22 protein-coding genes are annotated in these 23,269 nt (G+C 67.1%); 17 read left to right on the top strand and 5 right to left on the bottom strand.

Going from position 1 to position 23,269, the window contains the following annotated elements; genetic code table 11:
• Positions 1-5 precede the first annotated feature (5 nt).
• Together B8W69_RS14920 and B8W69_RS14915 are read left to right on the top strand one after the other, a co-directional pair.
• Positions 6-482, top strand: coding sequence for an acyl-CoA thioesterase (locus B8W69_RS14920; RefSeq protein ID WP_110881946.1), 477 nt, complete (start codon positions 6-8; stop codon positions 480-482).
• Between the two features lie 95 nt (positions 483-577).
• Positions 578-1,018: an SRPBCC family protein gene (locus B8W69_RS14915; RefSeq protein ID WP_085290562.1), complete on the top strand. Its 441-nt coding sequence runs from the start codon at positions 578-580 to the stop codon at positions 1,016-1,018.
• 80 nt (positions 1,019-1,098) lie between these two features.
• Here the strand turns inward: B8W69_RS14915 and B8W69_RS14910 are convergent, their stop codons facing one another.
• The gene (locus tag B8W69_RS14910) at positions 1,099-1,779 is read right to left on the bottom strand and encodes a GntR family transcriptional regulator (RefSeq protein ID WP_181447410.1); all 681 of its coding nucleotides are present in this window, start codon (positions 1,777-1,779) and stop codon (positions 1,099-1,101) included.
• Between the two features lie 184 nt (positions 1,780-1,963).
• Between B8W69_RS14910 and fadD5 the strand changes: the two genes are divergently transcribed.
• From fadD5 to B8W69_RS14840, 14 genes are all read left to right on the top strand, one after another.
• Complete coding sequence (gene fadD5, locus B8W69_RS14905; RefSeq protein WP_085290560.1) at positions 1,964-3,559, top strand: fatty-acid--CoA ligase FadD5; 1,596 nt, start codon at positions 1,964-1,966, stop codon at positions 3,557-3,559.
• Positions 3,560-3,876: 317 nt separating this feature from the next.
• A complete protein-coding gene (locus B8W69_RS14900) occupies positions 3,877-4,692 on the top strand; it encodes an MlaE family ABC transporter permease (protein WP_085290559.1) in 816 nt (271 codons plus the stop codon).
• A 1-nt stretch (position 4,693) separates the two neighbouring features.
• Positions 4,694-5,563: an ABC transporter permease gene (locus B8W69_RS14895; protein ID WP_085290558.1), complete on the top strand. Its 870-nt coding sequence runs from the start codon at positions 4,694-4,696 to the stop codon at positions 5,561-5,563.
• 5 nt (positions 5,564-5,568) lie between these two features.
• The gene (locus B8W69_RS14890; protein ID WP_085290675.1) at positions 5,569-6,876 is read left to right on the top strand and encodes an MCE family protein; all 1,308 of its coding nucleotides are present in this window, start codon (positions 5,569-5,571) and stop codon (positions 6,874-6,876) included.
• Positions 6,873-7,913 carry a virulence factor Mce family protein gene (locus tag B8W69_RS14885; RefSeq protein ID WP_085290557.1) on the top strand — a complete coding sequence of 347 codons (1,041 nt, stop codon included), beginning with the start codon at positions 6,873-6,875 and terminating at the stop codon, positions 7,911-7,913. The genes B8W69_RS14890 and B8W69_RS14885 overlap by 4 nt, the downstream gene beginning before the upstream one ends.
• Positions 7,910-9,502 (top strand): virulence factor Mce family protein, encoded by a 1,593-nt coding sequence (locus tag B8W69_RS14880; RefSeq protein WP_085290556.1) that lies wholly within the window; start codon positions 7,910-7,912, stop codon positions 9,500-9,502. The genes B8W69_RS14885 and B8W69_RS14880 overlap by 4 nt, the downstream gene beginning before the upstream one ends.
• Positions 9,499-11,115 (top strand): virulence factor Mce family protein, encoded by a 1,617-nt coding sequence (locus B8W69_RS14875; RefSeq protein WP_085290555.1) that lies wholly within the window; start codon positions 9,499-9,501, stop codon positions 11,113-11,115. The genes B8W69_RS14880 and B8W69_RS14875 overlap by 4 nt, the downstream gene beginning before the upstream one ends.
• Entirely contained in the window at positions 11,115-12,311 is a 1,197-nt protein-coding gene (locus B8W69_RS14870) for a virulence factor Mce family protein (RefSeq protein WP_085290554.1), read from the top strand. The genes B8W69_RS14875 and B8W69_RS14870 overlap by 1 nt, the downstream gene beginning before the upstream one ends.
• Positions 12,305-13,855: a virulence factor Mce family protein gene (locus B8W69_RS14865; RefSeq protein ID WP_085290553.1), complete on the top strand. Its 1,551-nt coding sequence runs from the start codon at positions 12,305-12,307 to the stop codon at positions 13,853-13,855. The genes B8W69_RS14870 and B8W69_RS14865 overlap by 7 nt, the downstream gene beginning before the upstream one ends.
• Positions 13,825-14,622, top strand: a complete 798-nt coding sequence (locus B8W69_RS14860; RefSeq protein WP_085290552.1) for an Rv1363c family protein — start codon at positions 13,825-13,827, stop codon at positions 14,620-14,622. The genes B8W69_RS14865 and B8W69_RS14860 overlap by 31 nt, the downstream gene beginning before the upstream one ends.
• A complete protein-coding gene (locus tag B8W69_RS14855; RefSeq protein ID WP_085290551.1) occupies positions 14,619-15,590 on the top strand; it encodes an RDD family protein in 972 nt (323 codons plus the stop codon). The genes B8W69_RS14860 and B8W69_RS14855 overlap by 4 nt, the downstream gene beginning before the upstream one ends.
• On the top strand, positions 15,587-16,147 hold the full coding sequence (locus B8W69_RS14850) for an Rv1363c family protein (protein ID WP_085290550.1): 561 nt from the start codon (positions 15,587-15,589) through the stop codon (positions 16,145-16,147). The genes B8W69_RS14855 and B8W69_RS14850 overlap by 4 nt, the downstream gene beginning before the upstream one ends.
• Complete coding sequence (locus B8W69_RS14845; RefSeq protein ID WP_085290549.1) at positions 16,114-16,878, top strand: mammalian cell entry protein; 765 nt, start codon at positions 16,114-16,116, stop codon at positions 16,876-16,878. Before B8W69_RS14850 ends, B8W69_RS14845 begins: the two co-directional genes overlap by 34 nt.
• A gap of 37 nt (positions 16,879-16,915) precedes the next feature.
• Complete coding sequence (locus B8W69_RS14840) at positions 16,916-17,617, top strand: YoaK family protein (protein ID WP_085290548.1); 702 nt, start codon at positions 16,916-16,918, stop codon at positions 17,615-17,617.
• Here the strand turns inward: B8W69_RS14840 and B8W69_RS14835 are convergent.
• The 4 genes from B8W69_RS14835 to B8W69_RS14820 form a co-directional block, all read right to left on the bottom strand.
• Positions 17,610-18,710, bottom strand: coding sequence for a phosphodiester glycosidase family protein (locus B8W69_RS14835; RefSeq protein ID WP_110881944.1), 1,101 nt, complete (start codon positions 18,708-18,710; stop codon positions 17,610-17,612). The two genes, B8W69_RS14840 and B8W69_RS14835, sit on opposite strands and share 8 nt — an antisense overlap.
• Positions 18,711-18,797: 87 nt before the next feature.
• The gene (locus B8W69_RS14830) at positions 18,798-20,279 is read right to left on the bottom strand and encodes a YhgE/Pip domain-containing protein (protein WP_085290546.1); all 1,482 of its coding nucleotides are present in this window, start codon (positions 20,277-20,279) and stop codon (positions 18,798-18,800) included.
• 74 nt (positions 20,280-20,353) lie between these two features.
• Complete coding sequence (locus B8W69_RS14825) at positions 20,354-21,079, bottom strand: pirin family protein (RefSeq protein WP_085290545.1); 726 nt, start codon at positions 21,077-21,079, stop codon at positions 20,354-20,356.
• Between the two features lie 25 nt (positions 21,080-21,104).
• Positions 21,105-21,983 carry a helix-turn-helix domain-containing protein gene (locus tag B8W69_RS14820; protein WP_085290544.1) on the bottom strand — a complete coding sequence of 293 codons (879 nt, stop codon included), beginning with the start codon at positions 21,981-21,983 and terminating at the stop codon, positions 21,105-21,107.
• Between the two features lie 74 nt (positions 21,984-22,057).
• Here B8W69_RS14820 and B8W69_RS14815 point away from each other — a divergent pair, with 74 nt between their 5' ends.
• Complete coding sequence (locus B8W69_RS14815; protein WP_085290543.1) at positions 22,058-23,191, top strand: NAD(P)H-dependent amine dehydrogenase family protein; 1,134 nt, start codon at positions 22,058-22,060, stop codon at positions 23,189-23,191.
• The last annotated feature ends 78 nt before the right edge of the window (positions 23,192-23,269 follow it).

Here is a 23,269-nt window from a genome sequence, read left to right as displayed (position 1 = left end):
CAACCATGGCGTCGGCTCCCTTAGTTCCGCCCGCACCGGACGGGCTGACCAGCAACGACTTTCCGGTGCTGTGGCCGGTCGGAACCCGGTGGGCCGACAACGACATGTTCGGCCACCTCAACAACGCCGTGTACTACCAGCTGTTCGACACCGCGATCAACGCCTGGATCAACACCAGCACCGGGCTGGACCCGATCACCACGCCCGCGCTGGGCATCGTCGCCGAATCGGGTTGCCGCTACTTCTCCGAACTGCAATTCCCGCAGGACCTCATGGTGGGCCTGGCCGTCACGCGGCTGGGCCGCAGCAGCGTCACCTACCGGCTGGGCGTGTTCCGGACAGACGCCGCGGAAAGCAAGGCGCAACCCGTCACCGCGCTGGGGCACTGGGTGCATGTCTACGTCGACCGGGTCACCCGCAAGTCCGTCCCGATTCCCGACGCCGTCCGCGCGCTGCTGGCCACGGCCACCGTTGACCAATAGTCCACCAATAAGGGCCTGGCACCTGGGCTTTCGTCACCGAACGGGGCCGCGACGGCACCGCATGGACGCACCGCGGGCCCGGCTATGCTTCGCGCATGCCAGTCATGAGCAAGACCGTCGAGGTGACCGCCGACGCCGCATTGATCATGAAGATCGTCGGCGACTTCGAGGCCTACCCGCAGTGGAACGAGGAGATCAAGGGCCTCTGGGTGCTTGCCCGCTACGACGACGGGCGCCCCAGCCAGCTGCGGCTCGACACCGATTACCAGGGCATGCAGAGCATGTTCATCCAGGCCGTGTACTACCCGGGCGAAAACCAGATCCAGACCGTCCTGCAGCAGGGCGACCTGTTCACCAAGCAGGAGCAGTTGTTCAGCGTGGTGTCGATGGGGGCGTCGAGCCTGCTGACGGTGGACCTCGACGTCGAAACCTCCATGCCGGTTCCGGCACCGATGGTGAAGCAACTCCTCAACAACGTGCTCGACCATCTGGCCGAAAGCCTCAAGCAGCGCGCCGAGCAGCTGGCCTCGAGCTAGCTGGTCCTGATCGCGCCGACCCGCTGCGCCCGGCTACGGCCTGTAGTGGCGACCTGCTGCGGCCACGCTCGCGATCACAGCTAGTCGAAGATCCCGGTGCGGTCGCGCATCTCGGTCAGCCGAGTCACCGCGTCGGTGAACTGCCACACGGTGTGCTCGATCACCGCGGCGGTGTCGCGGCGGCGCAGCGCGGCGATCAGCTGGCGGTGGTTGTCCACCGCCTCCTCTCCCCACTGCGGATCGGCGGCGTAGACCAGCACCGGCATGTAGCGCGCGGCGTTGAGCAGGAACCAGGCCAGCTTGATCCGGCCGCTCGCCTGATTGAAGACGCGGTGGAACGCGAACTCGATGCCCGCGATGGTCTCGGCGTCGCCGGACCCCACGGCCGCGGCCAGCGAATCGTTGATCCGGTCCAGCTCGTCGATCTCGGCGTCGGTGATGTGGTCGGTGGCCGCGGCCGCCAGCTCGCGAGCGATCGATGCCTGCAGCCAGAAGATGTCCTCGATGTCCTGCCGGGTCAGCGGCAGCACGACATGGCCGCGGTGCGGTTCGAGCTGCACCATGCCCTCGCCGCGCAGCTTCAGCAGGGCCTCGCGCACCGGGGTGACGCTGACCCCGAGCTCGGCCGCGGTCTCGTCCAACCGGATGAACGTCCCCGGGCGCAGGGATCCGGACATGATCGCCGCCCGCAGGTGACCGGCCACCTCATCGGACAACTGCGCCCGGCGTAGCGGCCGCCGACTCCTCGGCTGCATTGACATCGGTGCGTTCACGGGGGCTGCCAGGGCTTTCGTGGGCTTGGCGGGACGGGGTTTACGTGTTGACGGGCGTTAACTGGGACTTGTCAGTAGACCGTCAACGCCATAGTGTGACCCACACAACACCAAGTTTTATCAAATATCAACCTGGCGCAAGCGGTGCGCGAGTGAAGGGAAGTGCTGAGTTTTGACCGCGCAATTGGCGAACCATCCGACACAGGCGAACGAGCAGCCGTACCTGGCCCGGCGACAGAACTGGGTGAACCAGCTCGAGCGGCACGCGCTGATGCAGCCGAAGGCGACGGCGCTGCGTTTCGTGGGCAAAACCCTGACGTGGGGCGAACTGCGCGACCGGGTGTCGTCGCTGGCCGACGCGCTGAGCCGCCGGGGTGTCGGCTTCGGCGACCGGGTCATGATCCTGATGCTCAACCGCACCGAGTTCGTCGAGTCGGTGCTGGCCGCCAACATGCTCGGCGCCATCGCGGTCCCGCTGAACTTCCGGCTCACCCCGCCCGAAATCGCGTTCCTGGTCCAGGATTGCGAAGCCCGCGTCATCATCACCGAACCCGTGCTGGCCCCGGTGGCCACCGGAGTCCGCGACATCGAATCGCTGCTGGGCACCATCGTGGTGGCCGGCGGCTCGACCGACGACAGCGTCCTCGGCTACGAGGACCTGATCAACGAGCCCGGCCAACAGCACCGGCCCGTCGACATCCCGAACGACTCGCCGGCCCTGATCATGTACACGTCGGGCACCACGGGCCGGTCGAAGGGCGCCGTGCTGACCCACACCAACCTGACCGGCCAGACGATGACCGGGCTGTACACCAACGGCGCGGACATCAACAACGACGTCGGGTTCGTCGGTGTGCCGTTCTTCCACATCGCCGGCATCGGCAACCTGCTGACGGGGGTGCTGCTCGGTATCCCGACGGTGATCTACCCGCTCGGCGCGTTCGAACCCGGGCAGCTGCTCGACGTGCTCGCCGCGGAGAAGGTCACCGGCATCTTCCTGGTGCCCGCCCAGTGGCAGGCAGTCTGCGCCGAACAGCACGCCCGCCCGCGTGACCTGAGGTTGCGGGTGATCTCGTGGGGCGCCGCACCGGCTCCCGACGCGCTGCTGCGGGAGATGTCGGCGAGATTCCCCGGCACCCAGATCCTCGCCGCCTTCGGCCAGACGGAGATGTCGCCGGTCACGTGCATGTTGCTGGGCGAAGACGCCATCCGCAAGCGCGGCTCGGTCGGCAAGGTGATCCCCACCGTGGCCGCCCGCGTCGTCGACGAAAACATGAACGACGTGCCGATCGGTGAGGTCGGCGAAATCGTTTACCGCGCACCGACTTTGATGAGCGGCTACTGGAACAACCCGGAGGCCACGGCGGAAGCGTTCGCCGGCGGCTGGTTCCATTCCGGCGACCTCGTCCGCATGGACGAGGACGGCTACGTGTGGGTGGTCGACCGTAAGAAGGACATGATCATCTCCGGCGGCGAGAACATCTACTGCGCCGAGGTGGAAAACGTCCTCGCCAGCCACCCCAGCATCGTCGAGGTCGCCGTGATCGGCCGTGCTCACGACAAGTGGGGCGAGGTGCCCATCGCGGTCGCCGCTGTCGCTGGCGACAATTTACGGCTCGACGAGCTCGATGAGTTTCTGACCGAGCGGCTGGCGCGGTACAAGCATCCCAAGGCGCTCGAGATCGTCGACGCGCTGCCGCGCAACCCGGCTGGGAAGGTGCTCAAGACTGAACTGCGGGTCCGCTACGGCGTCGGAGAAATCGACTAAATCCATTCTAGGGCAAGAGATTTTAGGAGCAGAAAGGAAAATTGACGGGAGCTGTAACGTTTGCCAGCTGTTGGCGAAGGGTTAATTGTGCAGATGCGGTTCACACGTGCTTGGCCATCGGGTACATTCCTGTGGTCTCCGTTACTACTTGCCAGTAGGGAGCCGATGGTCACAGGCATCAAGCCGGGGCGAGGTGGGGGCACCCCCGGCCGCACTGGGGGTGCCGCCCGCTTGCGGGGGACGGTGAGGGGGCGAGGCGTGCTAGACGATCCGCCGCGACGCCAGGAGGCGCGCGGTGACGGCCAGAGGGGGCAGCGGTGACTTCAACGTCGACAAGTCGGCGGGGTCCCTACTTGGTCAGCTATGTACGCGACCAACTGGAGACGCCCTTGACGCTTGTCGGGGGATTTTTCCGGATGTGCGTGCTCACCGGAAAGGCGCTGTTCCGCTGGCCGTTCCAGTACCGCGAGTTCATCCAGCAATGCTGGTTCATCATGCGGGTGGCGTTCCTGCCGACCATCATGGTGTCGATCCCGCTGACTGTGCTGCTGATCTTCACGCTCAACGTCCTGCTCGCCCAGTTCGGCGCGGCCGACCTGTCCGGCGCCGGCGCCGCGATCGGCGCCGTCACCCAGCTCGGCCCGCTGACCACGGTGCTGGTGGTCGCCGGCGCAGGCTCGACCGCGATCTGCGCGGACCTGGGTGCCCGCACCATCCGTGAAGAGATCGACGCGATGGAAGTGCTCGGCATCGACCCGATCCACCGGCTGGTGGTGCCTCGCGTTATCGCCGCGACCCTGGTCGCCACCCTGCTCAACGGCCTGGTGATCACCGTGGGCCTGGTCGGCGGCTACCTGTTCGGCGTCTACCTGCAGAACGTGTCGGGCGGCGCGTACCTGGCTACCCTGACCACCATCACCGGCCTGCCCGAGGTCGTCATCGCGACTGTCAAAGCCGCCATCTTCGGCCTGATCGCCGGCTTGGTCGGCTGCTACCGCGGCCTGACCGTGCGCGGCGGTTCCAAGGGCCTGGGCACCGCGGTCAACGAGACCGTTGTGCTCTGCGTCGTCGCGCTCTACGCGGTCAACGTGGTGCTGACCACGATCGGGGTGCGGTTCGGGACGGGGCACTGACATGTCGACTTCCGCCGTCTTTCGCTCCCGATTCCCTCGGGCGGCAGAGAACCTCAACCGCTACGGCCTCGCCGCGGCCCGCGGTCTCGACGACATCGGCCAGATGGCGTGGTTCGGCACCCTCGCCGTCGGGCACATCCCGCACGCGCTGCGCAACTACCGTAAAGAGACCCTGCGACTCATCGCCCAGATCGGGATGGGCACCGGCGCCATGGCGGTCATCGGCGGCACCGTCGCAATCGTCGGCTTCGTGACGCTGTCCGGTAGCTCGCTCGTCGCCATCCAGGGCTTCGCCTCGCTGGGCAACATCGGCGTCGAGGCGTTCACCGGCTTCTTCGCCGCGCTGATCAACGTGCGCATCGCCGCGCCCGTCGTCACCGGCATTGCCATGGCCGCCACGGTCGGCGCCGGCGCCACGGCGGAGCTGGGCGCCATGCGCATCAGCGAGGAGGTCGACGCCCTGGAAGTGATGGGCATCAAATCGATCTCGTTCCTGGCCTCGACCCGGATCATGGCAGGGCTGGTCGTCATCATCCCGATCTACTCGATGGCGATCATCATGACGTTCCTGTCCCCGCAGATCACCACGACGGTGATCTACGGGCAGTCGAACGGAACCTACGAGCACTACTTCCGGACGTTCTTGCGTCCCGACGACGTGTTCTGGTCTTTCTTGGAGGCGATCATCATCACCGCGGTCGTGATGATCACCCACTGCTTCTACGGCTACAACGCCGGCGGCGGGCCGGTCGGCGTCGGTGAGGCCGTCGGCCGCTCGATGCGCTTCTCGCTGGTGTCGGTACAGGTTGTGGTGTTGTCCGCCGCGTTGGCGCTGTATGGCGTCAACCCCAACTTCGCGCTCACGGTGTGACCGCCATGACCCGACCGATCCAGACCAACGCCCCGCGGACCCCGCCGTACAAGCTGGCCGGCGTCGCGATCCTCGTCGTCGCCGCGCTCGCGCTGGCGCTGATCTACGGCCAGTTCCGGGGCAACTTCACGCCCAAGACGGAGCTGACCATGTTGGCGTCGCGGGCCGGGTTGGTGATGGATCCGGGTTCGAAGGTGACCTACAACGGGGTGGAGATCGGCCGGGTGGGCTCGATTGCGGAGACCGTGCGCGACGGGAAGCCGGCGGCGAAGTTCACCCTCGAGGTGTACCCGCGGTACCTGAAGCTGATCCCGTCGAATGTGAACGCCGACATCAAGGCGACGACGGTGTTCGGCGGTAAGTATGTGTCGCTGACGACGCCGGCAAACCCATCGCCACAGAAGATCTCGACGCACACGGTGATCGATGCCCGCTCGGTGACCACCGAGATCAACACGCTGTTTCAGACGATCACCTCGATCGCGGAGAAGGTGGATCCGGTCAAGCTGAATCTGACGTTGAGCGCGGCGGCGCAGTCGTTGACGGGGCTGGGGGAGAAGTTCGGTCGGTCGGTCACCAACGCCAATGCCCTCCTCGATGACGTGAATCCGCAAATGCCGCAGGCCCGCAAAGACATTCAGCGGTTGGCCGCACTGGGCGATACATACGCAAACGCGTCGCCGGACCTGTTCGACTTCCTGAACAACGCGGTGATCACCTCGCGCACGATCAACGCCCAGCAGAAAGATCTGGACCAGGCGCTGCTGTCGGCGGCCGGGTTCGGCAACACCGGCGCCGAGCTGTTCAACAAGGGCGGCCCGTACCTGGCGCGCGGTGCCGAAGACCTGGTGCCGACGGCGCAGCTGCTGGACACCTACAGCCCCGAGCTGTTCTGCACCGTGCGCAACTACCACGACATCGAGCCCAAGGCCGCGGCCTTCCTGGGCGGCAACGGCTACTCGCTGGTCGCCCACACCCAGGCGCTGTCCGGATTGGGACTCGTCGCCAACCCGCTGTCGCTGGTCGCCGTCGCGGCGCTCACGCTGGGCCTCGGCGCCACGGCCGGCCTGGTCGGCGGTGCCCCGAACCCCTACATCTACCCGGAGAATCTGCCGCGGGTGAACGCTCGCGGCGGTCCCGGCGGCGCGCCGGGCTGCTGGCAGCCGCTCACCCACGACCTGTGGCCCGCACCGGAGCTGGTGATGGACTCCGGCAACAGCCTCGCGCCGTACAACCACCTGGACACCGGATCGCCATACGCGATCGAGTACGTCTGGGGACGCCAGGTAGGGGATAACACGATCAACCCATGAAAATCACTGGAACCCTTGTCAAACTCGGCATCTTCTCGGTGGTGCTGCTGATCTTCACTGTGATGATCATCGTGGTGTTCGGTCAGATGCGCTTCGACCGCACCAACGCGTACTCGGCGGAGTTCACCAGCGCCAGCGGCCTGCGTGCGGGCCAGTTCGTCCGCGCCTCGGGGGTCGAGGTCGGCAAGGTCGACAAGGTGGAGCTGGTCGACGGCGGCAAGCGCGCCCGGGTGAAATTCAACGTCGACCGCTCGATCCCGCTGTACCAGTCGACAACCGCCCAGATCCGCTACCTCGACCTGATCGGAAACCGCTACCTGGAGCTCAAGCGCGGTCAGGGCGAAGGCGCCGACAAGGTCCTGCCGGCCGGCGGGTTCATCCCGCTGGCACGCACCCAGCCGGCGCTGGACCTCGACGCCCTGATCGGTGGGTTCAAGCCGCTGTTCCGGGCGCTGGACCCGCAGAAGGTCAACACCATCGCCAGCGCGCTGGTCACTGTCTTCCAGGGCCAGGGCGGCACCATCAACGACATCCTCGACCAGACCGCGCAGCTGACCAGCCAACTCGGTGAGCGCGACCAGGCGATCGGCGAGGTCATCAAGAACCTGAACACGGTTCTGGACACCACGGTCCGGCACCGCCAGCAATTCGACCAGACCATCAATAACCTCGAGGTGCTGATCACCGGCCTCAACGACCACCGTGACCAACTGGCGGGTGGCGTCGCGCACATCAGCAACGCCGCCGGCACGGTCGCCGACCTGCTGGCCGAGGACCGCGGCCTCCTGCACAAGACGATCAACTACCTGGACGCTGTGCAGCAGCCGCTGATCGACCAGCAAGACCAACTGCAGGACTACCTCAAGAGGGTGCCGACGGCGTTGAACATGATCGGCCGCGCCATCGGCTCCTACGGGGACTTCGTGAACTTCTACGCCTGCGACATCACCTTGAAGATCAACGGTCTGCAGGCCGGTGGCCCGGTCCGCACGGTCCGGCTGTTCCAGCAGCCCACGGGTAGGTGCACGCCGCAATGAGAACACTGGAACCAGAGAACCGGATCCGCATCGGGCTGATGGGCATCGTTGTGACGTTGCTCGTGATCGGCGTCGGCCAAAGCTTCACCAGTGTCCCGATGTTGATGGCCAAACCGCACTACTACGGGCAGTTCACCGATACCGGCGGGCTCAGCAAAGGCGACAAGGTGCGTATCGCCGGCGTGGAGGTCGGCAAGGTGGAGGGCCTCAAGATCGACGGCGATCACATCGTGGTCCAATTCAACGCCGGCACCGCAACGTTCGGCACCGAGAGCCGGCTCGCAGTCAAGACCGACACCATCCTCGGAAAGAAGGTCCTGGAACTGGAGGCGCGCGGCAACCAGCCGCTGCGGCCGGGCGCGACATTGCCAATCGGCCAAAGCACCACGCCCTACCAGATTTATGACGCGTTCTTCGACGTCACCAAGGCCGCCCAGGGTTGGGACATCGACACCGTCAAGCAGTCCCTGCACGTGCTTTCGCAGACCATCGACCAGACCTACCCGCACCTGAGCCCGGCCCTGGAGGGCGTGGAGAAGTTCTCCGACACCATCGGCAAGCGCGACGAAGAGGTCAAGCACCTGCTGGCCCAGGCCAACCAGGTGGCGGGCATCCTCGGTAAACGCAGCGATCAAGTCGACCGGTTGCTGGTCAACACCAACACGCTGCTGGCCGCCTTCAACGAGCGCGGCCAGGCCATCAACGCCCTGCTCGGCAACATCGCTGCGTTCTCCGAACAGGTCAAGGGCCTGATCAACGACAACCCGAACCTGAACCACGTGCTGGAACAGCTGCGCACGGTCAGCGACATCCTGGTGCAGCGCAAAGACGACCTGGCCAACGGTTTCACCGAGGTCGGCAAGTTCCTGCCCTCGCTGAACGAGGCCATCGCGTCGGGGCCGTTCTTCAAGGTGGTCCTGCACAACCTGGCCCTGTACCAGATTTCGCAGCCGTGGGTCGACGCCGCCTTCAAGAAGCGCGGCATCGATCCGGAGAACTTCTGGCGCGGTGCGGGACTGCCGGAATACCGCTGGCCCGACCCGAACGGGACACGGTTCCCGAATGGTGCGCCGCCGCCGGCGCCGCCGGTGCTCGAGGGCACGCCCGATCACCCGGGCCCGGCCGTCCCACCGGGATCGCCGTGCTCGTACACGCCGGCCAACCCCGGCGGCAATGTCACCGTCGGGGACGAGGGTCTGCCGCGGCCGTGGAATCCGTTGCCGTGTGCGGGTGCGGCGTCGGGACCGTTCGGTGGGCCGGGCTTCCCGGCTCCAGTCGACGTGATGACGTCGCCGCCGAACCCCGCGGGTCTGCCGCCGACGCCGGGCATCCCGATCGCGGGCCGGCCGGGTGACCCGCCGCCTGACGTGCCGGGCACGCCGGTGCCATTGCCGACGCAGGCACCCCCGGGTGCTCGCACCGAGAACCTCGCACCGGCCGGACCGCCGCCGCCGCCGTCGACGTTCGCGCCGGGATTCCCGCCGGGACCGGCGGCGCCGCCCGGGCCGGGCAACCAGCTACCGGCACCGTTCATCAACCCCGGCGGAGCCGGAGGCAGTGGCGCAGCGGGGGGAGGTAGCCAGAATTGAGCACCATCTTTGACATCCGCAACCTGCGGCTGCCGAGGCTGTCTCGGGCATCGGTCATCATCGGATCGCTGGTGGTGATCCTGGCGCTGGTCGTCGGCTATGTCGGCTGGCGGCTCTACGAGAAGCTGACCAACAACACCGTGGTGGCCTATTTCCCGGCGGCGAACGCGCTGTACGCGGGGGACAAGGTCCAGATCATGGGTCTGCGGGTGGGCGCGATCGACAAGATCGAGCCCAGCGGCGACAAGATGAAGGTCACGTTCCACTACGAAAATAAGTACCGGGTACCGGCCAACGCCTCGGCCGTGATCCTCAACCCCACCCTGGTGGCCTCGCGGGCCATCCAGCTGGAGCCGGCCTACAAGGGCGGGCCGGTGCTGGCCGACAACGCGGTGATCCCCGAAGAGCGCACCCAGGTGCCGGTGGAGTGGGACCAGCTGCGCAACAGCATCACCAACATCATCTCCAAGCTGGGCCCGACACCCGAGCAGCCCAAGGGCCCGTTCGGTGAGGTCATCGAGTCGTTCGCCAACGGGCTGGCCGGCAAGGGGAAGCAGTTCAACAGCACGCTGACCAGCCTGTCGCAGGCGCTGACCGCGCTGAACGAGGGTCGCGGCGACTTCTTCGCGGTGGTGCGCAGCCTGGCGCTGTTCGTCAACGCACTGCACAACGACGACCAGCAGTTCGTCGCGCTCAACCAGAACCTCGCCGACTTCACCACGCGGCTCGGGCATTCCGATACCGACCTGGCCAACGCGATCGTGCAGTTCGACAGCCTGCTCACCACCGTGCGGCCCTGGCTGAACCAGAACCGCGGGGTGCTGGTCCAAGACATCAACAACCTGGAAACCGCCACGAACGCGCTGCTGCAACCGGATCCGCTGAACGGGCTGGAGACCGCGCTGCACGTTCTGCCGACGGCCGCGGCGAACATCAACCAGATCTATCACCCGTCGCACGGCTCGGTGGTCGCCATTCCGTCGATCACCAACTTCGCGAACCCGATGCAGTTCATCTGTAGTGCGATCCAGGCCGGCAGCCGGTTGGGCTACCAGGAGTCGGCCGAACTGTGTGCGCAGTACCTCTCGCCGATTCTCGACGCGATCAAGTTCAACTACCCGCCGTTCGGGTTGAACCTATTCAGCACTGCCGAGACGCTGCCGAAGGAGGTCGCCTACTCCGAGGACCGGCTGCACCCGCCGAACGGATACAAGGACACCACCGTCCCGGGCATCTGGGTGCCGGACACCCCGACGTCGCACCGCAACACCCAGCCGGGCTGGATCGTCGCCCCGGGCATGCAGGGCCAGCAGGTCGGGCCGATCACCGCGGGCCTGATGACGCCGGACTCGCTGGGAGAGCTGATGGGTGGGCCGAACATCGCACCCGTCCAGTCGAACCTGCAGACCCCGCCGGGCCCGCCAAACGCCTATGACGAGAACCCGATAGCGCCCGTCATCGGCCAGAATCCGCCGCAGGTCCCGATTCCGCCGCCACCGCCGGGGCCGGAGGTGATCCCGGGTCCGGTCGCACCGACACCGGCGCCGGTGTCGGCGCCCGCGCCGAACGCCGGTGGCCCGGCTGCACCCGCTGACTTCGGAGGTGGCCAGTGATGGGCAAGCCGAACCGTCGGCCCGTGAGGGACGCGCTCCCGATGATTCGCCGTCGGAGCTGGCAGGCGCTGACCCTGCTGGTCGCTGCGATGGTGTTGAGTTCGTGTGGCTGGAAGGGCATCTCCAACGTCGCGATCCCGGGGGGCCCCGGCGGCGGAGCGGGATCCATGACCATCTACGTGCAGGTGCCGGACACCCTCGCGATCAACGGCAACAGCAAGGTGATGGTCGCCGACGTCTTCGTCGGCTCGATCAAAGCCATCCAGTTGAAGAACTGGATCGCCACCCTGACGCTGGGCGTGGACAAGAACACCAAGCTGCCCAAGAACGCCACCGCCAAGATCGGCCAGACCTCGCTGCTGGGTTCGCAGCACGTCGAGCTCGCCGCGCCGCCGAACCCGTCGCCCGAGTTGCTCAAGAGCGGCGACACCATCCCGCTGAAGAACTCGCAGTCCTATCCGACAACCGAGCAGACGCTGGCCAGCCTGTCGCTGATCCTGCGCGGCGGCGGCATCCCGAACCTCGAGGTGCTGCAGAACGAGATCTACAACATCTTCAACGGTCGCGCCGACCAGATCCGGGCGCTGCTCGGCAAGCTGGACACCTTCACCCGGCAGCTCAACGAGCAGCGCGATGACATCACCCACGCCATCGACTCCACCAACCGGCTGCTGACCTACGTGGGCAGCCGCGCGGACGTCCTGGACCGGGTGCTGACCGACATCCCGCCGCTGATCAAATACTTCGCGAACAAGGACTATCAGCAGCATCTGATCAACGCCGTCGACTCGGTGGGACGCCTCAGCCAGGCGGCCGACCAGTACCTGTCGGAGGCGCGCGGTCCGCTGCACACCGACCTGCAGGCGCTGCAGTGCCCGCTGAAGGAGCTCGGCCGGGCCTCGCCGTACCTGATCGGCGCGCTGAAGCTGATCCTCACCCAGCCGTTCGACATCGACACGGTGCCGAAGATCTTCCGCGGCGACTACATCAACATCTCGCTGACGCTCGACCTGACCTACAGTGCGGTCGACAACGCGTTCCTCACCGGGACCGGATTGTCGGGAGCCCTGCGGGCGCTCGAGCAGTCGTTCGGGCGCGATCCGGAGACGATGATCCCGGACGTGCGCTACACGCCGAACCCGAATGATGCACCGGGTGGACCGCTGGTGGAAAGGGCGGACAGAAGCCAATGCTGACTCCCTTCATCCGACGCCAGCTGGTCGCCTTCGGGATCCTGACCGTCATCTCGCTGCTCGTGCTCGGTATCTACTACCTGCAGATCCCGAGCCTGGTGGGCATCGGCCGCTACACCCTGAAGGCCGACCTGCCCGCGTCGGGTGGGCTGTATCCCACCGCCAACGTCACCTATCGCGGTGTCACCATCGGCAAGGTGACCGACGTGGAGCCCACCGAGCGCGGCGCCCAGGCGACGATGAGCATCGACAGCCACTACAAGATCCCGATCGACGCCACGGCCAACGTGCACTCGGTATCGGCCGTCGGTGAGCAGTACCTGGACCTGACGTCGAGCGGGAACCCCGGCAAGTACCTGGCCGACGGGCAGACGATCACGAAGGGCACCGTGCCCGCCGAGATCGGGCCCGCCCTGGACACGGCGAACCGCGGGCTGTCGGTGCTGCCCAAGGAGAAGATCGGCCAGCTGCTCGACGAGACCGCGCAATCCGTCGGCGGGTTGGGCCCCAACCTGCAGCGGTTGGTCGACGCGACGCAGGCGATCGTCGGCGACTTCAAGAACCAGATGACCGACGTCAACGACATCATCCAGAACTCCGGGCCGGTGCTGGACAGCCAGGTCAAGTCGAGTGACAACATCGAGCGCTGGGCGCGCAACCTGAACAGGCTGGGCGCTCAGTCCGCGCAGGAGGACCCACACCTGAAGAGCGTGCTGCGCCAGGCGGCGCCGACGGCCGACCAGGTCAACTCGGTCTTCAACGACGTGCGGGATTCGCTGCCGCAGACGCTGGCCAACCTCGAGGTCGTCTTCGACCTGCTCAAGCGCTACCACACCGGCGTCGAGCAGGTCTTGGTGTTCCTCCCGCAGGGTGCGTCGATCGCACAGACGGTGGCCGCGCCGTTCCCAAACATGGCCGCGCTCGACCTGGCGCTGTCGATCAACCAGCCGCCGCCGTGTCTGACCGGGTTCATCCCGGCCCCGGAGTGGCGGTCCCCGGCCGACACCAGCATCCAGCCGTTGCCCACGGGCACGTACTGCAAGATCCCGATGGACACCCCGGCGAACAGCGTGCGCGGGTCGCGCAACATCCCGTGTACGGACATTCCGGGCAAACGGGCCGCGACTCCGCGCGAATGCCGCGACCCCAAGCCGTATGTGCCGGCGGGTACCAACCCCTGGTTCGGCGACCCCAACCAGACCCTGACCTGCCCCGCGCCGGCGGCGCGCTGTGACCAGCCGGTGAAACCGGGCATGGTGATCCCCGCGCCATCGGTGGACAACGGGCTCAACCCGGCGCCATCGGACCGTGTCGCGGGCACACCCCCGCCCACCAGTGATCCGTTGTCCCGGCCGGGGTCGGGTACCGTGCAGTGCAATGGCCAGCAGCCCAACCCCTGTGTCTACAAACCCAGCGGGCCTCCCTCGGCGATCTACAGTCCCCAAAGCGGTGAACTGGTAGGGCCAGACGGAGTTAAATACTCCGTCGAGAACTCGACCAGAACAGGAGACGATGGATGGAAGGAGATGCTGGCACCAGCCGGCTGAACCCCATCGACACGGACGATTCGTTGACCACCCAGGACAAGAACGAGGATTCGGCGGCACCCGAGAACGGAGCCGAGCAAACCGGTCCGCAGGACGCTTCCGAGGATGCGGTGGACTCCACGGACGGTGCTGCCGACACTGACGCGTCCGACTCCGGCGACACCTCCGAGTCCGGCGGCACCACCGAGTCCGGGGGCGCTACCGACTCCGGCGGCGCTACCGAGGATGGCGCGGAATCCGGCGAGCCCACGGTGGCCGCACCGCGAGGTCCGTCGCGGGTGAGCCGCGGGTGGCTGGCCGCGATCGCCGCGGTGCTGGTGCTGTGCGCCCTCGCCGTCGGTGGAGGCGGCTACCTCGCGCTGCACTACCACCACCAAAGCCAGCGGATTGCCCGCAACGACGCCGCGGCGCTGAAGGCGGCGGTGGAGTGCGTGTCGGCAACCCAGGCGCCGGACACCAACGCGATGACCGCGAGCGAGCAGAAGATCGTCGACTGCGGCACGGACGCGTTCCGCTCGCAGGCGCTGCTCTACACCAGCATGCTCGTGCAGGCGTATCAGGCCGCGAACATCCACGTTCAGGTGTCGGATGTGCGGGCGGCCGTCGAGCGCAACAACCCCGACGGTTCGATCGACATCCTCGTCGCGCTGCGCGTCAAGGTGGCCAGCGACCAGAACCAGAGCGAAGCAGGCTACCGGCTGCGAGTGAAGATGGCCTTCGCGGAGGGGCAGTACAAGATTTCCAAGCTCGACCAGGTGACGAAGTGACGGTGGTGGTCGAACAGACTGCGCCCACGGCAATCCAGGAGTCACCGCGAGAAGGCTTGGCGCCCTGGCATTCTCGCGTTCGCGCATTCGCCGTCGACGTGCTCCCGGGCCTCGCGGTGATCGCGACGATGGTATTGGTGTGGTTCACCGTTCCGGCGGGCGGCCTGTGGTGGTGGCTGGCCATCTCCGTCCTCGGCGTCGTCACCCTGCTGGTGCTGGTCAATCGGCTGCTGCTGCCGGTGATCACCGGCTGGAGCCTGGGCCGCGCGCTGGTGGGCATCGCGGTGACGCGACGCTCCGGCGGTGCGCCGGGCCCGTGGACCCTGCTGCTCCGGGACGTCGCACACCTGCTCGATACCGTCTCGATTGTGGGATGGCTTTGGCCCCTGTGGGATTCACGACGCCGCACGTTCGCCGACATGTTGGTGCGCACCGAAGTGCACCCCCTGGATCCGGGCACGGTGCCGGCCCGCATCCGGCGCTGGACCGCGGTCGCGGTGTCGAGCGCGGTGGCGCTCTGCCTGGCCGGGGCCGCGATCAGCTTTTTCGTGGTGTACTCCACGGACCGGGCGACCGATCAGACCCGCGCCGAAATCGCCACGCAGGGACCGAAGATCGTCGCCCAGATGCTGACGTACGACCCCAAGTCGCTGCACGACGACTTCACGCGGGCGCTGTCGCTGGCGACCGATAAATATCGGCCCCAGCTGGCCGCCCAGCAGGACCTGGTGCAGAAGGGGCACCCGGTCATCAACGAGTATTGGGTCACCAACAGCTCGATCGAATCGGCGGGCCCGGACCGGGCGACGATGCTGCTGTTCATGCAAGGCCGGCGCGGCATCGGGCCCGAGCAGCGCTACATCAGCGCCACCGTGCGGGTGAACTTCACCAAGGGCGGCGGAAACGCCTGGCGCGTCGACGATCTCAATGTGCTGACCAAGCCGAAGCAGCCCGGGGGCGGAAAATGAGCCCGCGGCGCAGGTTTGCACCCGACGAGCGGCCCCTGCTCATCGCGCGCCCGGTCGAGGCCGAGGCGCAGCGGCCGTGGCTGGTGCCGTTGGCCGGCACGGTCGCGGCGCTGCTCATGGTCGCGGCGATCACGGCCTGCGCACTGATGCTCGGCTCGCATGACTCCCGGGCGCGGACCGCGTCGAAGGACCGCGAGGTGCTCAGCTACGTGACCGGGTTCATGACGCAGTTCACCTCCATCGATCCCTTTCACGCAAACGACTACGTGAACCGGATATTGGCGCAGGCGACCGGTGACTTCGCCAAGCAGTACCAGCAGAACGCCAACCAGATCCTGCTCCAGGTCGCGCGCGCCGAACCGGCCACCGGCAGCGTCCTGGACGCCGGCCTGGAGCGATGGAATGACGACGGCAGCGTCAGCGTCATGGTGGCGACGGCGATCACCACCAAGTCGCCGGATGAAAAACAGGTCTTGGAGAACGCCAACCGTTGGGCGGCAACCGCGACGCAGGAAGGGAACCAGTGGAAGATCAGCAACCTGCAGCAGGTGATGTGACCGCCGAGGAGCAACCGGACGCCCCCGAGACCGAGGCGACGGGCGCGGCGGAGGGCGACGGCTCGGAGCGGCGCGCCGGAAAGGCAGATGCGACAACGGAATCCGGCGCTCAGGGCGACAAGGTCGCGTCGGACGGCACCGATGCCGAGGCCGTCGACGAGGACGCGGAACAGACCGCCGCCGCGGCGCCGGCCGACGGCGCGGGAAAGAAGCGGCAGGCCGGTAAGGCCTGGGCCGTGGTCGCCACGATCGCCGCCCTGCTGTTCGTCGGGTCCGCCGCGTACGCCGGCGCGATGATGCAGCCGTACCTGGCCGATCGGGCCACCGCCGCAACGAAGCTGAACGTCGCGCGGACCGCCGCGAACGCGATCACCACGCTGTGGACTTACACGCCGGAAAACATGGACACGCTCGCCGACCGCGCATCCCGCTACCTCAGCGGCGATTTCGAAGCGCAGTACCGCAAATTCGTCGACGCGATCGTGGCCCCCAACAAGCAGGCCAAGATCACCAACAGCACCGAGGTCACCGGCGCGGCGGTCGAAACGCTCGACGACCCCAACGCCGCAGTCATCGTCTATACCAACACGACCTCCACCAGCCCGCTGACCAAGAACGTCCCGTCGCTGAAGTACCTGTCGTACCGGCTGTTCTTGAAGCGGTCCGACAACCGTTGGCTGGTGACCAGGATGACGACGATCACGTCGCTGGATCTGACGCCGAAAGTTTGACGCCGGCCGCGAGTGGCGCCGAAATACACTGCACCGCATGGCTGTCACATCACCGGTATCCGAACGATGGACCGTCGCTGCGTTGCTGCTGTTGACCTTCGCCACCGGATTGGCCGACTCGATCAGCATCCTGGCGCTCGGCCACGTGTTCGTCGCCAACATGACAGGCAACGTGATCTTCCTCGGATTCTGGTTGGCGCCGAGCACCACAATCGACCTGACCGCCGTCGCAGTGGCGCTGCCGACCTTCCTCTGCACGACGATCGTCAGCGGCCGTCTGGCACGCCATTTCGGCATCCGCACGCGAACGTGGATCACCACGTTACTGGCAACCGAGATCGTTCTGCTGGTAGCGCTGGCGACCCTGGCGGGCACGGGACTGCTGCGCTATCAAGGGAATTCAAAGCTGATCATGATAGGCATCCTCGCGGTGACGTTCGGCTTACAACACTCGAGTGCGCGTCAGTTCGGTATTCAGGAGCTGTCCACCACGGTGCTGACGTCGACGATCGTCAGCCTCGGACTGGACAGTCGCCTGGCCGGCGGGACCGGCGAACGCCGCAGGCTGCGCATCGGCGTGGTCGCCACCATGTGTGGCGGCGCCTTCTTCGGTGCGACGATGTCGAGATACGTGATCGCCCCGGTGTTCGTGGTCACCGCGGCGGTGATAACGGCGAGCCTGCTGATCTTCCGGTGGGGTCCGGCAGCGACGAAAACTGCTGGCGCCGTTGCTAGTTGAACGCCAACCAGCTGGGCAGCGCTCGCTCGTGTGAATCGCAGAGCACCTGCCGGGTGTCACACGATCCGCGCGGCGATCCCGCGCCGGCCCACATGCCCCCGGTGTCGCGGCGCAGCACGATCGCCGACGAGCCACCGCCGTCGAGCAGCAAGGCGTTATCGCTGCCCAGTCCGCGGAACAGGTCCTGCATGTTGTCCGGGGTGTAGTTGCCGCCCTCGAAGATGTACATCTCGTCCTTTTGCCTGGCGTAAGCAATGGCCGTTCGCGCCGCGCTGGGCCCGCCGTCGTGCAGCTGTCCGGTGTTGCCGGGCGCCAACAGCCCGATGCCGGAGACCGCGACGAACTTCTCGTTCTTGCTGAGCAGGTCGGCGACCACCGGGGTGGCGGCGTCGTAGTCGCTCTTTGTCTTGGGCCACACCACATATGGGGCGCCACCGGACGGCAGGATCATGGTGGACAGGGCGCTCCAGCTTTCGCCGCCACCGGACAGGCCCTGCTTGCCGGGGTAGGCGACGGTGCCGGTGACCGCCTGGTTGGCGCGGCCCTGGCCCTGGGTGTTGTCCACGAAGGCGCCCAGCGGTGAGCTGCAGCCGGTCTGGCGCCACGAGCCGCCCTTCTGGCCGCGGACGTCGAAGAAGTTGGCGTTGATCGCGATGGTCGGCTGGCCCATGCGCTGCCAGGCCTGCAGCGGGGCGTACAGCTCCGAGGCCTGCCAGAGGCCCTCGGCGGTGCGGGCGCCGGGGTTGTTTTCGCAGCGGGCCTGGTCGCCCTGGTGTGTGTCGACCAGCAGGTGCGGCGACAGGCGTCCCGCCGCGTTCTTGATGATCATCAGGTGGCCGCCGTTGTTCATCTCGTACCAGCTGCCGCCGGCGTTGAGCATCGGCGCGGGATGGCCGGGGCCGAAGTTGTAGACCAGGTAGGAACCACGGGTGCTGCCGATGGCGTTGGCCAGCAGGTCGCGGCCGTCGGCGGCCCGGGCGAGGGGCTGTCCGGAGGTGATGGCCAGGGTGAGGCAGGCAACGACGGTGGCGCAGCACGCCGCGAGCCGGCGGAAGCTGGCGCGTCGGGTCAGCACGATAGCCCTTTCCGCCAGGTACTAATGCAACAGCAACATCATCAGTCCCAGAAGTCACACTGTCAACAGAAATAACAATGCGATGACGGTAGGGCTACGCGCGAATTACGCTTGCTCGGTTGAACTTTCGGGCCCGGTAGCGGTGGGTTCGGCGGGCCAGGTGGCGGCGGCCTCGGCGGGCCCGGTGGCGGCGGCCTCGGCCGGCTCCGGACCGGCGGGCTCGGCCGGTTCGCTGTCGGCGGCCGCGTCCGCGTGCTTGCCGCGGCGGGTTTGGTGCTGCGCCTGGTGCTCCTGGGCGATAGCAAGCTCGACCGCACCCTGAATCCGGTGAAAACCCTTGCGGTCGTAGAGGTGTGTGACGATGCCACCGAGCAGCAGCCCGATCACGAGGCCGATCGTCGTCATGGTCAGCGCCTGCGTCAGGCCGGCATCGCCACGGCCACCGAAGTACAGCAGCGACCGGGCCCCGAGGAAGACCTGGTGCATCGGCTCGAATTCGGCCAGCCAGCGAAAGAACGACGGAGTCGCCTCCAGCGGCACCGTGGCGCCGGCCGACGGCAGCCCGAGGATCACGAAGATGAGCATGCTGACCAGCATTCCGGCGGTGCCCAGCACCGAGAGCAGGGAACTGGACGTGATGCCGACGGCGGCGATCGCGAACACGCCGAACGCCCAGAGCTGCCAGCTGTGATCGATGGGCATGCCCAGCCCGTCCGCGATCGCGAGGTACACCGCCGAGGTCAGCAACCCGAGCAGCACCATCATGGCCCACTTCAGCAGCAGCGTCTGAAATCTGGAGATCCTGACCTGCTCGGCGAACCGGTACACGGGGCCGAATTCGGCCGGCACATAACCGAGCAACGCGTCCACCAGCGTGCTGACCACGATGCTGCCCGTGAAGCCGGCCAGCAGCAGCAAGAGCGCGTAGTAGAAGGCCGACAGGCCGTTGCCGGTGCCGTTGGGCAGGGGGTTGTAGACGTTCGACTGGATATCGATCGGGGCGCTGAGTCCCACCTGGGCCGCCCCGGCCAGCGGCGCACCGCCGGTTTGCGCGGCCACCTCGGCGATAACCCGTTGCCCGGCTATGCCGTTGGCGATTCCCATCGCCATGTTGAGGGTCTGGCCGGCGATGCTCGCCCCCAGGGTGCCGGCACGCGGATTGGTAGAGACCGTGATCGACGGCCGGTCTACGCGGTCCGGCAGCACCGCGCTGGTCGCGAAGTCCCGCAGCTTCGACGAGAAGCTCGGTGGTATCAACACCTGGCCGTACACCCGGCCGGTGTCCAGTTGGTGCCGGGCCTCGCTACGGGAGAGCACCCGGACGTCGAACTTGTTCTTGTCCAACCCATTGACCAGCTGGTCGACGATCTGTGCGCCGCCGGGCCCGGCGTCCTCGTTCACCACCGCTATGGGGAAATGGCGCAGGTTGGTCGTGGGATTCAGGATGCCGCCGAGGTAGAGCGCGCACAACGCCGACATCAGTGCCACGGTGATGACCAGGGGTGCCGCCCAGAACCGCACGGTGCGGATCGCCTTGATGTTCCGGTTGGGGTTGGGCGCCGCGTGCTGCGGGTGCGAGTGAGGCATGCCGACTCCTGTCTGTCGTGCCCACTCTATGGGCTGCGGCGCCGGCCCTCCATGGGTTGCGGCCCGCTACGGCCTCAGTCACCCAGCTTCGCGTGCATCTCCCAGATCAGCAGTTCCGACGGCTCGCCCGCCGACACGCGCCGCCCGTCCGCATCGGTGAATCGCACCGCGTCGCCCTCGTTCACCGCGCCGATTCCTTCCACGCTGACTCGGCCCCGGGCCACGAAAAGGTGCAGGTAGGGGGCCTGCGGAAGGCTCACCGCGGCGCCGGTCGGCAACCGGGTCGCGTGCAGCGCGGCGTTGCGGTTGTGCAGGGTGATCGCGGCATCGTGCGCGGACATCCCTGAGGCGATCGGCACAAGGTTGCCCGCCAGCAGCTTGTCGTCGATCTCATGCTGTTGGTAGCTCGGGTGCACACCGGCCTCGTCGGGCATCACCCACATCTGCACGAAATGAACTGGCTCACTGAGGGAGTCGTTTCGCTCGGAGTGCAGGATCCCGCTACCGGCCGACATGCGTTGTGCCAGGCCGGGATAGATCACCCCGCGATTGCCGGCGGAGTCATGGTGCGACAGTTCGCCGCGCAGCACCCAGGTCACGATCTCCATGTCCCGGTGTGGGTGGGTGTCGAATCCCGTTCCCGGCGCGACGATATCGTCGTTGTTCACCAGCAGCAGCCCGAAGTGGGTGTTGTCCGGGTCGTAGTGGTCGCCGAAGGAGAAAGAGTGCCGGGAGCTCAGCCAGGGGGTACTGGTGACGGCCCGGGTTGCCGCATCCCTGATCTCCGTGCTGGCGGGCATCACCCCAGCCTAATCGTCGGCCGCCTCAGGGCAGCTCCGCGGCGAGTAGCCCCTGGGCGTGCCGCAGCGCGGCGTCGAGTTCCGGCAGGGTCAGCCCGGTGGCGTGGCCCAGGTGAATCTGGATTTGGTACTCGGGCTGGCCGTCATGGGCGAAGATCGGCAGGACGACGAATTCCGTTGTGGCTAATTCCCTTTCGAGGACATCGGTGACCGACTGCAGGGTCACCATCGTCATCAGCGTGGTGACCTGGCGGGCGACCTGAGCCGTCGGCTCCAGGGAGGCCAGCACGTCGGTCAGCCGGTTGCGCAGCGACAGGTGGGTGTCGTCGAACCGCCACGCCCCGTAGCCGCGGGCGCGGATATCGGCGAGTACCCTCTGGTGCTCGGCGATTTCGGTGCGGGTGAGCCTGGGCGTCACCCGACGCAACCACGCCTCGACGAACTGGTCGTCGCGCCACGCCATGGCGACCAGGCCGAACGGCGGGTCGATGGGGAAGCGCTGACCCACCGCGCGTTGGCCGCCGGCGCCGTGGCCGACCGCGTCGACGGTGGTCAGATGCCGAGCGCCGACTTTGGACATCGAGCAGCCGGCCCCGAGCGTGTCGTGCAGGAAGCGCAGCGTGGCGCGCCCCCGGTCCAGCAGCGGGAACTGCTCGCGCAGCCCGTGCACCAGCCCGAACAGCCCGCTGCCCAGCACGTAGCGGCGATCGACGCGCCGCGCCACCCAGGCCCGCCGCTCCAGCTCGGCCAGCACCAGCGCGCAGGTCGAGGTGCTGATCGCGCAACTCTTCGCCACCTCGGCCGAGGTCAGGCCGCGTTCCGAATTCGCCAGGGCGGCAAGGACGTCCATCACCCGCGCGGTGGGCGGTGACTTGGCACCCGATTCGCTCCGCGTCGCGGCCATTGACGTATCCACCGCCACCTCCCTACGATCCGTCCGAAATGCAAGGATATGCGTCCTAATATTAGGAGACAGTCGTGTTCAAGGTGGGGGTATGGGGGCCGGGATCCATGGGTGTGATCGCCCTGCGTGGGGTGATCGACCATCCGGAGCTTGAACTGGTCGACGTTGTGGTGCACAGCGACGCGAAGGCCGGCCGCGACGCCGGGGAGTTGTGCGGCATCGCGCCGGTCGGCGTGGTGGCCACCCAGGACCCGGCGGCGCTGCTCGCCGGCGACGCCGACGTGGTGGTGTATGCCGCCGGCGCCAACCTACGGCCGCTCGATGCCACGGCCGACATGGTTTCGATCCTGAGGTCCGGCAAGAACGTGGTGTCCTGCTCGGTCGTGCCGCTGGTGTTCCCCGACGGCCTTGACGCCGCCTTCACCACCCCGCTGCGGCAGGCCGCGCTCGACGGGGGTGTGTCGTTCTTCACGACCGGCATCGACTCCGGGTTCGCCAATGACGTGCTGCCACTGGTGCTTACCGGCGTTTCCCGGGTGATCGAGTCGGTGCGGGTAACCGAGATGTTCAACTACGCGACCTACCCGGACAAGTCGGCGGTGTATGAGATCCTCGGCTTCGGCAAGCCACCGGAATATCAGGCGTTCGCGGCGCAGCCCGGAATCTTCACCTTCGCTTGGGGGCCCGTTCTGCACCAGCTCGCCGCGGGTCTGGGCGTCAAAGTCGACAGCATCGAGGAGGGCAACGAGCGGATTTGCGCCACCGAGTCCTTCGACACCCCCACCGGTCACATCGGCGCCGGAACCATCGCCGCGATGCGCTCCACGCTCACCGGTTATGTCGACGGGAAACCGACTTTCGTGGTCGACCACGTGACGCGGATGCGCGACGACATCGCCCCCGACTGGCCGCAGCCGCACATCTCGATCCCGCCGAAGGACCTCGGCTACGGGCTGGCCTCCGGGCAGGGCCTCTACCGCGTGGAGATCGAGGGATCGCCGAGCATGCGGTGCGAATTCGAGATGGCCGAAGACCACGACCACGACCTGGGGGCGCGCATCGCGGGCGCCTCGCGGATGGTGAACGCCATCCCGGCGGTGTGCGCGGCCCCGCCCGGTCTGCTGTCGGCATTGGACCTGCCGATGGTCACCGGGGCCGGATTGGTCCGTCCGGTGGCGGGACCGCCGCCGGACAGCCGGCTGTTCTAGCTGTACTGCCCAGGCAGGTTGATCAATCGCGTGATGGGTGGGACCTTGCCTATCGCTGAGTGTTGCCGGTGGTGATTG

This window comes from Mycolicibacterium vulneris, from assembly GCF_002104765.1.
GTDB classification, from domain to species: domain Bacteria; phylum Actinomycetota; class Actinomycetes; order Mycobacteriales; family Mycobacteriaceae; genus Mycobacterium; species Mycobacterium vulneris.
This window is presented reverse-complemented; position numbering and strand designations above follow the sequence as displayed.

Coding starts and splice junctions, on each gene's coding strand:
- B8W69_RS14820 (WP_085290544.1), bottom strand. CDS start 21,983: ATGGCCGCGACGCGGAGCGAATCGGGTGCCAAGTCACCGCCCACCGCG.
- B8W69_RS14830 (WP_085290546.1), bottom strand. CDS start 20,279: ATGCCTCACTCGCACCCGCAGCACGCGGCGCCCAACCCCAACCGGAAC.
- B8W69_RS14885 (WP_085290557.1), top strand. CDS start 6,873: ATGAAAATCACTGGAACCCTTGTCAAACTCGGCATCTTCTCGGTGGTG.
- B8W69_RS14860 (WP_085290552.1), top strand. CDS start 13,825: ATGGAAGGAGATGCTGGCACCAGCCGGCTGAACCCCATCGACACGGAC.
- B8W69_RS14840 (WP_085290548.1), top strand. CDS start 16,916: ATGGCTGTCACATCACCGGTATCCGAACGATGGACCGTCGCTGCGTTG.
- B8W69_RS14850 (WP_085290550.1), top strand. CDS start 15,587: ATGAGCCCGCGGCGCAGGTTTGCACCCGACGAGCGGCCCCTGCTCATC.
- B8W69_RS14870 (WP_085290554.1), top strand. CDS start 11,115: ATGGGCAAGCCGAACCGTCGGCCCGTGAGGGACGCGCTCCCGATGATT.
- B8W69_RS14920 (WP_110881946.1), top strand. CDS start 6: ATGGCGTCGGCTCCCTTAGTTCCGCCCGCACCGGACGGGCTGACCAGC.
- B8W69_RS14865 (WP_085290553.1), top strand. CDS start 12,305: ATGCTGACTCCCTTCATCCGACGCCAGCTGGTCGCCTTCGGGATCCTG.
- B8W69_RS14895 (WP_085290558.1), top strand. CDS start 4,694: ATGTCGACTTCCGCCGTCTTTCGCTCCCGATTCCCTCGGGCGGCAGAG.
- B8W69_RS14910 (WP_181447410.1), bottom strand. CDS start 1,779: ATGTCAATGCAGCCGAGGAGTCGGCGGCCGCTACGCCGGGCGCAGTTG.
- B8W69_RS14880 (WP_085290556.1), top strand. CDS start 7,910: ATGAGAACACTGGAACCAGAGAACCGGATCCGCATCGGGCTGATGGGC.
- B8W69_RS14915 (WP_085290562.1), top strand. CDS start 578: ATGCCAGTCATGAGCAAGACCGTCGAGGTGACCGCCGACGCCGCATTG.
- B8W69_RS14890 (WP_085290675.1), top strand. CDS start 5,569: ATGACCCGACCGATCCAGACCAACGCCCCGCGGACCCCGCCGTACAAG.
- B8W69_RS14825 (WP_085290545.1), bottom strand. CDS start 21,079: ATGCCCGCCAGCACGGAGATCAGGGATGCGGCAACCCGGGCCGTCACC.